This is a genomic window from Streptosporangium pseudovulgare (genome assembly GCF_014648055.1).
Taxonomy (GTDB): Bacteria; Actinomycetota; Actinomycetes; order Streptosporangiales; family Streptosporangiaceae; genus Streptosporangium; species Streptosporangium pseudovulgare.
Genome location: NZ_BMQJ01000013.1, coordinates 53,920 through 66,404, shown reverse-complemented (window position 1 = coordinate 66,404; position 12,485 = coordinate 53,920). Strand labels below are relative to the sequence as shown.

Annotated in this window: 11 protein-coding genes; all 11 read right to left on the bottom strand. The window is 73.3% G+C overall.

What is annotated here, in order from left to right:
• Nucleotides 1–4: 4 nt before the first annotated feature.
• The 11 genes from IEZ10_RS24390 to IEZ10_RS24340 all read right to left on the bottom strand — a co-directional run bounded on the left by IEZ10_RS24390 (nucleotide 5) and on the right by IEZ10_RS24340 (nucleotide 12,352).
• A complete protein-coding gene (locus IEZ10_RS24390) occupies nucleotides 5–1,285 on the bottom strand; it encodes an MFS transporter (protein ID WP_189248849.1) in 1,281 nt (426 codons plus the stop codon).
• Nucleotides 1,285–2,736 (bottom strand): DegT/DnrJ/EryC1/StrS family aminotransferase, encoded by a 1,452-nt coding sequence (locus IEZ10_RS24385; RefSeq protein WP_189248848.1) that lies wholly within the window; start codon nucleotides 2,734–2,736, stop codon nucleotides 1,285–1,287. The genes IEZ10_RS24390 and IEZ10_RS24385 overlap by 1 nt, the downstream gene beginning before the upstream one ends.
• Nucleotides 2,737–3,133: 397 nt before the next feature.
• Nucleotides 3,134–4,165, bottom strand: a complete 1,032-nt coding sequence (locus tag IEZ10_RS24380) for a flavin-containing monooxygenase (RefSeq protein ID WP_189248847.1) — start codon at nucleotides 4,163–4,165, stop codon at nucleotides 3,134–3,136.
• Between the two features lie 49 nt (nucleotides 4,166–4,214).
• Entirely contained in the window at nucleotides 4,215–4,943 is a 729-nt protein-coding gene (locus IEZ10_RS24375) for a helix-turn-helix transcriptional regulator (RefSeq protein ID WP_189248846.1), read from the bottom strand.
• A complete protein-coding gene (locus IEZ10_RS24370; RefSeq protein WP_189248845.1) occupies nucleotides 4,940–5,206 on the bottom strand; it encodes a hypothetical protein in 267 nt (88 codons plus the stop codon). The genes IEZ10_RS24375 and IEZ10_RS24370 overlap by 4 nt, the downstream gene beginning before the upstream one ends.
• Complete coding sequence (locus tag IEZ10_RS24365) at nucleotides 5,203–5,679, bottom strand: ArsR/SmtB family transcription factor (RefSeq protein ID WP_189248844.1); 477 nt, start codon at nucleotides 5,677–5,679, stop codon at nucleotides 5,203–5,205. The genes IEZ10_RS24370 and IEZ10_RS24365 overlap by 4 nt, the downstream gene beginning before the upstream one ends.
• Nucleotides 5,680–5,942: 263 nt before the next feature.
• On the bottom strand, nucleotides 5,943–6,680 hold the full coding sequence (locus IEZ10_RS24360) for an SDR family oxidoreductase (RefSeq protein WP_189248843.1): 738 nt from the start codon (nucleotides 6,678–6,680) through the stop codon (nucleotides 5,943–5,945).
• 137 nt (nucleotides 6,681–6,817) lie between these two features.
• A complete protein-coding gene (locus IEZ10_RS24355; RefSeq protein ID WP_189248842.1) occupies nucleotides 6,818–8,092 on the bottom strand; it encodes a C39 family peptidase in 1,275 nt (424 codons plus the stop codon).
• Nucleotides 8,093–8,399: 307 nt separating this feature from the next.
• Nucleotides 8,400–8,651, bottom strand: coding sequence for a zinc ribbon domain-containing protein (locus IEZ10_RS24350; RefSeq protein WP_189248841.1), 252 nt, complete (start codon nucleotides 8,649–8,651; stop codon nucleotides 8,400–8,402).
• Between the two features lie 340 nt (nucleotides 8,652–8,991).
• Nucleotides 8,992–10,464 carry a PucR family transcriptional regulator gene (locus IEZ10_RS24345; RefSeq protein WP_189248840.1) on the bottom strand — a complete coding sequence of 491 codons (1,473 nt, stop codon included), beginning with the start codon at nucleotides 10,462–10,464 and terminating at the stop codon, nucleotides 8,992–8,994.
• A gap of 43 nt (nucleotides 10,465–10,507) precedes the next feature.
• Nucleotides 10,508–12,352: a nitrilase-related carbon-nitrogen hydrolase gene (locus IEZ10_RS24340; protein WP_189248839.1), complete on the bottom strand. Its 1,845-nt coding sequence runs from the start codon at nucleotides 12,350–12,352 to the stop codon at nucleotides 10,508–10,510.
• Nucleotides 12,353–12,485: the final 133 nt, after the last annotated feature.

Below are 12,485 nucleotides of genomic sequence, written 5' to 3'. Positions count from 1 at the left end.
GGCTTCAGCCGATGGTCGCCGGCCGTACGGCCGGCCTGCGGACACGGAGCGCCACGGCCACGGCCGCCACGGCGCAGGCGGCGCCGGCGACGAACACGGCCGGGTAGCCGAATCCCGTCGCCACCGCTCCGATCAGCGGGCCCCAGAGGGCGAGGCCCAGGTCCCAGAAGGAGGTGTAGGCGCCGATCGCCGCCCCCTGCTCGGCGGGGTCGGCCAGGTCCATCACCATCAGGGCGAGCGAGGGGTGCAGCAGCGAGAACCCCACCCCTGTGATCACGCTGCCGATCAGGGCGACCGGCAGGTTCGGGGCCACCGCGACGACCAGCAGGCCGGCGGCCTCGCCGACGCCGCACCAGACCGCGACCCGGCGCGGCCCGAGCCGGTCCGGCAGGTGGCCGATGAACAGCCTCGTGCCGGCGTAGACGGCGCTGAAGCAGCTGAGCACGGCGACTCCGGAGTCGATGCCGCGGGCCCTCAGGTGCAGGACGACGAAGGCCGCGAGACCGGCGTACCCTGCGGCGGCCAGGGCCAGCGCCGTTCCGGGCAGCAGTGCCGGGCGCACCAGCAGGCGGTGCCCGCTCCCCCGCCGCCCGCCGCCCGCCGGGCCGGCGCCCCGTTTCCCGTCACCGGAAGTCCCGTCACCGGAGGCTCCGTCGGCGGAGACCCCACCGGAAACCGTGCCGCCGGAAACCTCGCCGGACCGCCCGGCGCGGGCGTGCACCGGGGACGCGCTGATCAGCAGGAGGCCGACGAGCGCGGCCGCGCCGCTGAAGGCCCACACCGCGCCGTAACCGAGCGGCAGCATCACCGCCCCGAGGAAGGTGCCCGCGGAGATGCCGCCCCACATGCTCACGCCGTACAGGCCGATGAGCTGGCCGCGGCGCTCGTGCGGGGCGAGCGCCACGGTCCAGACGGCGCCCGCGGTGAACAGCGCCGCCTCCCCCACGCCGAGCAGCAGGCGCAGCGGGACGAGCCCGGCCACGCCGAACGGCAGGAAGTACAGGACGCCGCCCACCGCGATGATCAGCGCGCCCGCCAGCATGACGAGGCGGTGGCCGTGGCGGTCGGCCAGGTGACCCGCGACGGGCCGAACCAGCAGCGCGGTGAACGCGGTGGCCATGACCACCAGGCCGACCGCGACGTCGGGGGCGCCGTAGCGTTCCCGGACGAAGCCCGGCAGCACCGGGATCACCGCGCTGAGGCCCACGTATCCGCAGAAGAGCCCGCCGAAGACCCCGACGAGGGCGAGGCGGGGGATCCCGCTTCCCGTGGTCTGTACGCTCATCACCGCCGCCCGGCCCGCGCGACGCCGGCCGTGTCGCCGCCCGGTACGGCACTCGCCCCCGCGGGCGGCACGGTGTCCGGCACGGGCAGCGGTCCCGCCGTTCCCGCTGTTTCTACGGCCGGTACGGCGAGCGCCTCCGGCGGGGGGCCGGCGGCCGGGCGGGCGGCCTCCGCGACCTTGCGGACCGCGCGGATGAGCTGGTCGCAGTCGTCCGGCGACAGGCTGGACGACAGCGGGACGTCGACCGCCTCCCGCAGGTGACGCGTCGTGGCCGGCAGCAGCGCCCTGACCTGCTCGGCGGTCAGGCCGCCGAACATGAACCGCCAGTTCCAGAAGACGCGGACGTTGACGTCCTCGTCGGAGCCGAGGTTGCGCGCGTCGATGCCCTCGTGGCGCAGCGCGCGGGCGAACCATTCGGCGTCCCCGCCCGGGACCCGGAAGATGAACGCCTCGCCGAGGTAGGCGCCGGGGGCGACCGGCTGCCGGATCTCGATCCCCGGGACGCCGGCCAGTGCCGCGGCCACGTAGGAGTAGTTGGCGCGGAAGCGTTCCAGGCGGACCGGCAGCCGTTCCAGCTCGGAGCGGAGCAGCGCCGCGCGGATCTCGTCCATCCGGAAGCTGAGCAGAGGCAGGTCCAGATCGGTGCCGATCGGCGGGTCGCCGTCCGGGAAGTGCCGGCGGAAGCGGCCCTCGTAGGCGCCCGAGAGGACGACGGCGCGGGCGAACAGCACGCTGTCGTCGGTGACCAGGAATCCGCCCTCGCCACAGTTGAGCGACTTGTCGGACTGGGTGCTGAAGGCCCCCGCGAGGCCGAAGGTGCCGAGCTTGCGGCCCCGCAGTTCGGCGCCCAGGGCCGGCACGGCGTCCTCGATGACCGGCACGCCCATTTCGGCGGCGAAACGCGCCAGCGCCTCCATGTCGGCGGCGAAGCCGCGCATGTGGACCACCAGGATCGCCTTGATCTCCGGCGTCCAGCGGCGGCGGAGGTCGTCGAGGTCCATGTGCAGGTTCTCGTCCACCTCCACCAGCAGGGGCGTGCATCCGGCGAGCACGATGGCGCTGGGGGTGGCGACGAAGGTGAAGCCGGGGCAGGCGACGAGCGAGCCCGGCGGGATGCCCGCCGCCATGATCGCGAGCGCGAGCGCGGCGGTGCCGCTGGACACGGCCAGCGCGTGCCTGCTGCCGAAGTAGCGGCGCAGTTCCTCCTCGAGCGCGCCGCACTCGGTTTCGTGCTGGGCGCGATGGTCGTAGCGGAAGTAGAGGTGGCTGCGGACGGCGCGCATCGCCGCCTCCTCGTCCTCGGGATGGACGAAGACGGCTCCCTTGTCGTAGGTGGGCCACGGTGCGCGCCGGACGGGGCTGCCGCCGTACAGGGCCAGCCGCGTGTCCTCGGTCTGCCCGGTCCGTGCCTGCGGCCGGACCGGTATCGAACTCTCTCCTGTGCCGTCCACCGTCGAGCTCCTCGTCGTCGGCTGTCGGTTTCCGTCGTTGACGGTGCGCGGGCACGCGGCCGCCACCCCGGGCGGGGCCGTGGTCGCGTACCGGTGACCTTTTTGTGAAGGCGGTAGAAGGCGGGGAAGTCCCGGGGGCCGCGAGACGGCCGTCCCGGTGGCACCGTCCGGCGGGGCCGGCGGGCCGGGGGTTTCCTAGGGGGCAGATGAGATTTTTTGAATGTTCTCTAAATACATTAGGGGTGTCAATGAGAACTAATGGCCGGTATTGGACAGACAAAAATAGTCATATCCACATATTTACCTTTTGGCGCTTACGTCACTTCAACACCATGGGTTTCCATACGGCACACACGTCACACCGGCGGCGCGGCGGCATCCCGACCACCCGTGCAGGTCACCCGCGTGGTGCGGAGCGGGTCGTATACGTCGCGGAGACCAGGGCGGCGTCTTCGCCCACCCAGCCAAGCAGGGCGGACCCGCGACTGCGTTGAAAGGGCAGCCCGACATAGGTCAGACCAGGTATCGGGCTGATCCCGGCCGAGTGGATGGGCAGCCCGCCGGCCAAAGCGCCGGGTATGCGGATCCAGCTGTAGTCGGCGTGGTAGCCCGTCGCCCAGATCACCGCGGTCGGGGCGATGGTTTCCCCGGAGGCGGTGCGCAGCAACGGGCCATCGGCGGCGGCGATGCGCCCGACGATGCGCACGCCCATCCGGAGCAGGCCTCGGGGGCCGAGTCCGATCAGGGGATCGCGGTTGCGGACGCGGCGGCCGAGCCAGCTGGTGACGGGCGCGCGGATCAGGCCGAGTGTCTGGAGCCAGGTGAAGAGGTCGGTGCCGAGGACACGCTGGGGCAAGACCGGTTGCCGGGCGCCGAGGGCGAGGGTGACCGGGCGGGTCGCGGCGAGCTCGGCGGCGATTTGCACGCCGGAGTTGCCGCCGCCGACGACCAGGACGTGGCCGTCGGGCAGTTGTGCGGGGTTGCGGTAGTCGGCGCTGTGCAGCGAGACGACTTCGGGTGGGAGCGGCAGGTCGGGGATGCGAGGCCGCTGGAACGGGCCGGTGGCGACCACGACACCGTCGCCGGTGTGGACGCCGTTGTCGGTCACGGCCTCGAAGCCTGCGCGGCGGCCGAGGCGCAGCAGGGACACGGTGGTGTCGAGCTGGACCGGCAGCTCGAAACGGGCCGCGTACGCCTGCAGGTAGTCGGCCACCTCGTCCTTGCCCGGGTAGCGGTCCGCGCCGGGGAAGGGCATGCCGGGCAGCGCGCTCAGGCGGGCGGAGGTGAACAGGCGCAGGGAGTCCCACCGGCGCCGCCAGGATTCGCCCAGCCGTGCGTGGGCCTCCAGCAAGAGAACGTCGTGCCCGGTCAAGCGCAGCGCGCGGCCCGCCGCGAGGCCCGCCTGACCGGCGCCAATCACGAGAATCATAAGAACCAAGCCTGGCCGCCGCGGCGGTGGCCTGGCTTGAACGAACCTGCTACGTCAGCCATCGCACGCCGGCTGCCAGGCTGGAGGGCGCCTGACCCATCATCCGGCGAACCACCCTGGTCAGATGGGCTGCGTCGGCGAATCCCGCCGTGTGTGCGGCCTCGGTGAGCGTCGCGCCTTCCGACAGGGAGGACAGCGCCGCCCGCAGCCGCATCCACAGCACGTACGGCCGGAACGGCAGGCCGAGCTCGCTGGTGAACAGGTGGGACAGCCTGCTTTCTGACAGGTGCACGGCGCGTGCGATCTCGGCGAGCCGGATGCGCGCGGGCAGCGTGGCCGCGATGACCTCAGTGGCATGAATCAGCGCGGGATGGCGGGGGCCCGGCGTGGCCGCCCCGGCCAGGTGGTCGACGAGCGCCTGCAGGGTGGGCTGGTCGCGGCCGGCGGGAACCTCCAGACGGACGCGCCAGCCGGCCGACGACGACACGTGGTCCCGGTCCAGCACGGGCCAGGCATGGGCCGGGTCGATGAGAGCCAGCAGGCCGTCGGCCGTGCCCTGCACGACGGCATGGGGAGTGTTCGCCGGGATGAGCGCGGCCGTCATGGTGTGCTCGGCGCCGTCGGCGCCCCGGAGAACGAACCCGTCGCCGATCAGGAGCTGCACGGCGTGATGGGCGTGCATGCCGACTGTGCCGATCTGCCCGCCGTAGTAGAAGCGACCAGGCGTGATCGCCGCCCAGCCGCGCCATCGAGCCGCCGGTCGGAGAGGATCCGTCACGGGCACCACCGGGAGATCACGGCAACGGCGTGCGGCACGTCACGATGGTTCTGCCGACCGGGCGAGCAGCGGTCGTCGGCACAGCCGCCGGCCTCGGAAGCCGTGCTGCCGGGCACCGGGCCACCGGACAGGGTGGTGGCAGGCGCGGCGCGGCAGGCGTCCCCGCCCCAGGCGTCGCGACCTTCCTTGGCCGCGACCGGCGGCCGGATGCGGCGCCGCAGTACGGTGCGCCGGTCCGGGGCGGGCAGGTTGAGCGTGGTCACGACGCCGTCTTCCCTTCGATCTCGCCTGCCTGCCGGTCGAGGTGTTCCAGGTCGTGATCGAGTTCGGCCCGCAGCGCGCCGCGCGCGTCGGCCGCGCCGTGAGTGGTGCCGTGCCGGGTGCCGTGGACGGGGCAGAGCACCACGGCGTGGCCGGTGGCGGCCAGCAGATGCTCGGCCGAGGCGAGCAGGTCCATCAGCTCGGGGCGGGTCAGGGAGTAGAAGGACTGGCGGCCTTCGGCGCGGTGGTCGACCAGGCCGCAGTCGCGCAGGCAGGCCAGGTGCTTGGAGACCGTGGACTGGGCCAGGCCGAGCTCGCCGACCAGGTCGACCACCCGGGCCTCGCCGCGCGCGAGCCGGGCCACGATGCGCAGCCGGTTCTCATCGGCCAGGGAGTGGAACAGGGCCGCCGCCGGGGAGATGCCGGCGGCGATGTCGGCGCTGACGCAGCGGCCGGCATCATCGTCAATCGCCATATGGCGATGATATTCCTGCCTCGGCATGCCATGGCAGGAATAGGCGACGCCCGACCAGACTACCGAGGGCGGGTACGCGGACGTCCGCGCTGAGCACGTGCCGATCTTCTCGCTGGTGTGCGGGCGAGCCGGGCGAGTTCGGGCACCGCCAGGGCGTCGGTCCGGCGAGCATCTCCATGACGAGGCCGTGTTCAGTGAGGTGGCCGGTCAGGACGGTGAGCTCGCCGGCGTCGCAGCCGAGCCGCTTCCTCCGCTGGGAGTGGTCAACGCTTGCTGAGACCGCCGTCGACGGCGTACTGGCTCGCGGTGACATAGGTGGAATCGTCGGAGAGCAGGAACAGCGCCACGGCTGCCGCCTCCTCCGGCTTGCCGACCCGGGCAAGCGGCACGCGGCCGATGACATCGGCTTCGAAGGTCTGACGAACCTCCTCGCTCATGAAGCTTCGAAAACCGGTGTCGATCGCCCCCGGGACGAGTACGTTCACGCGTATGCTGCGCGGCGCCAACGCGCTCGCCCAGCCACGGGCCACCGCTACGAGCGCGCCCTTGGTGGCGGCATAAACGCTGGCCACGGCGGCACCCTCATAGGTCGAGGTAGAGGAGGTGACCACAACCGACGCGCCCGGATTGAGGTGCTCGGACAGCCGCGCCAGTTGTAGCACCGGGCCGCGGACGTTGGTGTTCATCATCCGGTCGAAGAAATCGGCGTCGACCTCTTCCACCGGGGACGTCCTGGCGTAGCCGGCGTTCAGCCACAATCCGTCGAGGCCCCCTTCCTTCGCCACGGTGGCCGCGAGTTCTTCGGCGCCATCGGACGCGCCAGCGTCGTTGTCCAGGATCAGCGCCGTCGGCAGCATCTCTCGCGCGTCGGCGATCCGCTGCGGAGTCGTGCCGGTGAGGATGAGCCGGCCACCCTCCTCGGCGATCCGCCGGGCACCCGCAAGGCCGATACCACTGGTGCCGCCGGTGATGAGGATGCGCTTGCCAGTAAACCTCGTCATGAATTCCCCCGATGCTCCCATTGTTCTCAGCAGCCGGCACTACCCCGTACCGGCCTTGGAAATCGTTGGGAGGCCGGGTGGCGGGTGCCCGGGAATCCGCGGGGCTCACCGCGCGGATTCCCGGGTGGAGGGTCCTCTCACCAGTTGGCGGGCAGACCCGGCACGGTGGCGGGCAGGGCCTGACCCGGCGGGTGGATGACGTAGACGATGCCGCCGCTGCTGGTGCTGCGCTGCCAGACATTCTCGAAGTCGCCCCGGGGATATACGTGGCGCACCGCGTCGTCGCTCGGTGAGGCGGGGTCGTTGGCGATCACGTCGCCGGTGGCGGTGAACCCGACGATCACCATGATGTGGCCGTCGGTGCCGTAGCCGGCACCGGGCAGCTCGTTCTCCTTGAACGACTGGGAGGTGATCACCGGGATTCCCGCGGCGATGAAGCGCTCCAGTTCGGTCAGCGACCGCAGCCGGGTGACGAAGCCCTCCATCCCGTACCGCCCGGCGTAGGCGGTGTTGAACGGCCAGTTGCCCGCCCCCTCGTAGGCGTGGTCGTAGGTGTGGCGGGCGGCGTGGTCGACCTCGGGGTCGGGGTCGGACGGGTCCACCCAGGAGGTGTCCTCCTTGCTGGGCCAGGCGCCCCAGTAGCCGAGCACCATCGTGGTGGAGGTCGGGCTGCACCACGCCTGGCCGCCGCCGTCCCACTCGGGGTAGTGGCCCTTGTGGACGTTCTGGGAACGGCGCGGCACCTTCAGCTCGATGCCCCACGCCCGGCCACCGGGACTGGCCGCCACGCGCTTGCGCTCGGGGACGGCCGAGGCCATAGCGCCCAGGCTCCGTACGACAGGCGTCACGGTGGAGCCGGGCGTGCGGTGCAGCGTGACGCGCAGCTGGTAGGCGGTGATCGGCCGGCCCGACGCGGCGACGAAGGTGTCGACCGAGACGGTGCCGTCGGCGTCGCCCTGGCCGGGGACCGAGGTGCGGCGGATGTCACCCTCGCCGTAGGCCCAGCGGCCCATGACGTACCACTTGCTCAGTCCGGCGGCGTTGCGGCCGCGCATCTCGACCTGCACCCAGCTCCCGGCCGGGGTGTCGGCGGTCCAGGACGCGACCAGCTCGGTCGCGGCGAAGCCGACCTGCCGTTCAGGGCCGGTCCAGCGGGCGTACTCCCAGGTACGGGTGCCCAGGGCGTCGGTGTAGGAGGTGGTTCCGGCGGCGGAGGCGAAGGCCAGGGTGTTGCCGGCCGTCACACCCTCGGCGACACCGGCGGGAAAGGAGGCCCGTTGGTAGACGACGTCGGTCTGGGCGGGCGGCGGCTTGGTCACGGCCGCGGCGGGCTCCACCGCGGAGACGGTGAGGGCCGCGGACGACACGACGGTGGACAGGAACGCGGAGAGGAACACGGTCAGCACGCGCATGGGCTCACCTTGCCTGGGGGTTCTCGACCCCGCAGACGGTAAGTCCCCGCACCGCCCCGCGCATCGGGAACTTTACGTATCCAAGCCACCGGAAAACCCCCGAGGGGGTGCCGACGTCTGGACCGAGGAGACCGCGAGGGGCGCCGGTGTCTGGACTGAGGAGCGGAGGAGCGGAGCGACGGAGCGACGAGGGAAGACACCGGGTCTGAGCCCCGAGCCGCGACACGCAGCGTCGCCATCAGCACAGCCCCGAGCCGCGACGCGCAGCGTCGCCATCAACACAGCGTCGTCATGAACACAGCGGATATCAGCGCAGGGGCACCCCGACGCCCCGACGAAGGCGGTCCATTTCGTCCCGGGAGACGTCGTAGGCCGCCCCGCAGTAGGTGCACTGCATCATGTAGCTCTTCCGCACCGGGAAGATCGGAATGAAGAACAGGCTGAACTTCGTCACCCGCTTCACCAGCGCCTGAGCCGCGGTGTTGCCGCAGTTACGGCAGACGAGAGTGACCATGCCAAGCCGCTGGATCGCGGTACGAAGACCGAAGATGAACAACATCACCCGCTCCTACCCGCCCCAGCCCGACTTCCACGTCGAACCCGCAAGGGGGCGCCGTTGTCTGGACCGGGGAACGCCGCGAGGGGGCGCCGGTGTCTGGACTGAGGAGAGAGCGAGCGCAGCGAGCGAACGACGAGGGAAGACACCGGACCGAGAGCCCCCGAGCCGCGACGCGCAGCGTCGCCATGAACACAGCGAGGGGGCGCCGGTGTCTGGACTGAGGAGAGAGCGAGCGCAGCGAGCGAACGACGAGGGAAGACACCGGACCGAGAGCCCCCGAGCCGCGACGCGCCAGCGTCGCCATTAACACAGCGTCGCCATGAACACAGAGACACCGGACTCAAGCCCCCGAGCCGCGACGCGCCAGCGTCGCCATGAGAAGAGAGAGGGCGAGACGGTCGGTGGGCGAGTCGAGGTCCAGGCCGGTCAGTTTCGCCAGGCGGCGCAGCCGGGCGCGCAGCGTCTCGCGGTGCACGCCGGCCGCGGCCGCGGCGGGGTCCCAGTGGTGGTTGGCCTCGACCCATGCCCGGGCGGCGGCGATCAGCGTCTCGCCGTCGGCCGTCTCGGTCACGGGTGCGAGCAGCGCGGCCGTGAACCGCTCCGCCTCGGGTGAGGCCAGCAGCCGGTCCAGCTCCATCACGGGCGTGTCGGCGTAGCGCACCGCCGGCCGGTCCGGGCCGGTCAGCTCGGCGGCCAGGCCGGACTCGCGGATGCCGGCCGGGACTTCGTCGAGCGGCCTGGGCGCGGCGATCCCAGCGCGGGCGCCGCCGAGCAGGGGCTCCAGCCGTTCCTCGGTGAATCCCGGGATGACGAGCACGACCGTGCCGACCCGGCCGTCGCCGGCCGCCCAGCCGCCGGCCGCCACGATCCGCTCGGCGGCACGGCGGTGGCCGGAGCCGGCCAGCGTGACGGCTGCGAACTCCTCGGGCAGCGGCAGGTCGGCCGCGGCGGCCACCCGCGCGGCCGAGCGGGCGTCGCCCTCGGCCAGCAGCCCGGCGATCGTCCGGCGCAGTTCGCGTTCGCCGCCCCGGTCGAGCACGGTGAGCAGGGCGGCGGCGGTACCGACGATCCCGGCGGCCCACATGGGCCGTTCGCCGACCGAGAGCGCGCCGACGCAGAGTGTGCCGCGCCGCTCGCGGGCCGGGCCCAGCGGGACCGCGGTCACCGGTACGCCGTCCAGCTCGACCTGGAGGATGTGCCGTCCGGATCGGTCGCCCTGGCGGGCCAGTCCGGTGAGCGCCTCGGCGGCGGGGCCCGCACCGGCGGGCGCGCGCAGCGCCACGGCGTGTCCGGCGTCCAGTACGGCGACCCAGCCGTGCATTTCCCGCGCCAGCCGGTCGGCCACGGCCTGCCGTCCGGCGTATCCGGCCTCGGCGAGCTGCTGCTGCACCTTCCTGGCCTGTTCGGCCTCGCGCCGCGCCTCTGCGGCGTTCAGGTCGGCCACGGCCCGGTCCACCGCGACGAACGGCGTGCGGCGCGGGACCTCGATCAGCGTCAGCCGGTGGCGGCGGGTGGCGTGGACGACTTCGGCGGGGACCTCGGTGAACCAGGGGTCGAGGCCGAAGCCGACGGCGCGGGCCCCGGCTTCGGCGAGCCGGGTCGCCCACCGTTCGGCCGCCGCGGCGGGGTCGTCCTGGTCGCGCAGCCACATGCCGCTGGTCAGCAGTAGTTCGGCTCCGTCGAGCCAGGGTGTGGGGTCGGGCTGTTCGGACACCGCCACCCAGCGCACCGGCTGGTCGAGCCCTTCGTGGCCCAGGACCACCCGCAGTCCGAGGCGGGCGTTGGCCAGCAGCCGCCGGATCGTCACCGCCATGGCTTTCCACCGTCCTCCGCGCGGCCGCCGGGGCGGCCGCCGGTCAGCGGGGCCGTCGCAGCATCTCCGCACCGAACAGGTCGGTCCGGCGCCGTGCCAGCTGCGGTTTCACCGCGCACGCCTCCCCCGCGCCGTCCGTGCCCCGCACCGCGCATCGCAGCTTCGTCCAGCCTATCCCCGTGCTCAGCGCCTCCTTTCGGGGCACCGTGACGTGGTCGGGGCCGAAGACGCCGCCGGGTGTCGTGCCGGCGTTGGCCAGGGCGATCCAGACGTGGGAGTCGCCGGCGCGCAGCCGGGCGGGGTGGGCGAAGGCGGGCTCGGGACCGCGCAGCGTGGCCGGGTTAAGCGGCACCCGGGTGCCGGGGAAGGGCACCGGGTAAGGCCAGTCCACCGCGGCGGGCACCGCGAGGACGTCGGCGCCGAGCACCGCGAGCGCCCGCGAGGGTTCGAAGGGTTCCAGCTCCTCCCCCGCCAGCAGCCCGAGCGATCCCCACGGCCGGGTGACGACCGTCGGAGGCTCTTCGCCGGGTTCGGCCCAGGCGGCGTGCGCGCCCAGGTGGGTGACGTGGCGGCGGGCGGCTTCACCGCCGGGGGTGACGAGCGTGACCGCGTACCGGACCGGACCCCGCCGGCCGTCCGCACCGTCCGAGCTCTCCGCGCTCTCCGCGCTTCCGGCGCCGCTCCCGTCGTCACCGGGTACGGCCAGCGCGGTCACCGCGTCGCAGCGGTGCCGTTCGCACCAGGCGCGCAGTTCCTCCAGCACGGCCCGGGCCCGGCCCGGGTCGGGGACGCCGCCGGTCAGATGGAAGGCGGGCAGCACGGCGAGGTCGGTGCCTTCGGGCGGGGCGGGCAGGTCACCGGCGGGCCCGGCCAGTACGGCGACGCCCACGGACGCCCCGTCCCCGGGCGCGATCCCGGCCTCGGCCGCGTCCCTGTTCCCCGTCGCGCCCTCAGGAACGGTCCCAGTCTCCGCTCCGCCGCCGGGCAGGGGCAGGCCGCCGGGCGGCGTGGTCAGCGCCTCGCGCTCGGCGCGCGGCCAGGCGGTCGAGCGGGCCAGCAGGCCGTACTCCGCGGGACGCCGGGCGGCCAGCCGCCGGTGGCGCGCGGTGGCCGCGGCGGTCAGGTCGAGGGTGGCGGTGACGAACCCGGGGCCGTCGTCCAGGGCGGCGGCAACGGCGCCGGTGTGGTCGAGCACGCAGCTTCCGCCGCTGAACTGGAAGGAGTTGCCGGCGAGGGTCTCGGCTCCGGCCTGGTCGGCGGCTACCAGCGGCAGGCCGTTCTCCCAGGCGCGCAGCCGCCAGGTGGCGCTGGGGCCGGGCTCGGCCACCCAGGCGGTGGGCAGCGCGATCCAGTCGGCGCCGCGCAGGGCGGCGTACCGGGCCGGCTCGGGATAGTCGACGTCGGCGCAGATCAGCGGCGTGACACGGCCCGCGGGGGTGTCCCACACCGGCGGCGGCAGGTGGCCGTCCACCGCCCACAGGGGGTCGGCGACGAACGCCTGCGTCTTGCGGTAGGAGCCGACCGGCCCGCCCGGGCCGATGAGCACGCACGTGTTGTGCAGGGTGCCCAGCTCGGGGTCGAGTTCGGGCATGCCGAGCACGATCCAGGCGCCGGTGGTACGGCACAGCCGGGTGAGCCGGCGCACCGACGGCCCGTCCACGGGCTCGGCGAAGGGCCGTACGTGCTCCTCGGAGGACCACAGGTAGCCGGTCAGGGCCATCTCGGGGGTCACGACCACCCGCGCACCGGCCGCGGCGGCCGCCGCGGCGAGGTCCTCGATCGCCTCCAGGTTGGCGGCGACGTCGCCGTGCGCCGATTGGAGCTGGACGGCTCCGACGGTGACCGCGCCGGGCGCGCCGGACCTGGGCGGGGTGGTGATCGCGGTCATGGTCTCCGATCCTCCGGTCGGTCGAGGGATTGTGTTCATTGCGACGCTGCGCGTCGCGGCTCGGGGGCTCTCGGTCCGGCGTCTTCCCTCGTCACTCCGTCGCTCCGCTCCTGCGCTCCTCAGTCCAGACACC

What these genes read in the sequence shown, in the direction of transcription:
- IEZ10_RS24340 (WP_189248839.1), bottom strand. Translation starts at nt 12,352, where the DNA reads ATGACCGCGATCACCACCCCGCCCAGGTCCGGCGCGCCCGGCGCGGTC.
- IEZ10_RS24360 (WP_189248843.1), bottom strand. Translation starts at nt 6,680, where the DNA reads ATGACGAGGTTTACTGGCAAGCGCATCCTCATCACCGGCGGCACCAGT.
- IEZ10_RS24380 (WP_189248847.1), bottom strand. Translation starts at nt 4,165, where the DNA reads ATGATTCTCGTGATTGGCGCCGGTCAGGCGGGCCTCGCGGCGGGCCGC.
- IEZ10_RS24345 (WP_189248840.1), bottom strand. Translation starts at nt 10,464, where the DNA reads ATGGCGGTGACGATCCGGCGGCTGCTGGCCAACGCCCGCCTCGGACTG.
- IEZ10_RS24390 (WP_189248849.1), bottom strand. Translation starts at nt 1,285, where the DNA reads ATGAGCGTACAGACCACGGGAAGCGGGATCCCCCGCCTCGCCCTCGTC.
- IEZ10_RS24355 (WP_189248842.1), bottom strand. Translation starts at nt 8,092, where the DNA reads ATGCGCGTGCTGACCGTGTTCCTCTCCGCGTTCCTGTCCACCGTCGTG.
- IEZ10_RS24365 (WP_189248844.1), bottom strand. Translation starts at nt 5,679, where the DNA reads ATGGCGATTGACGATGATGCCGGCCGCTGCGTCAGCGCCGACATCGCC.
- IEZ10_RS24350 (WP_189248841.1), bottom strand. Translation starts at nt 8,651, where the DNA reads ATGTTGTTCATCTTCGGTCTTCGTACCGCGATCCAGCGGCTTGGCATG.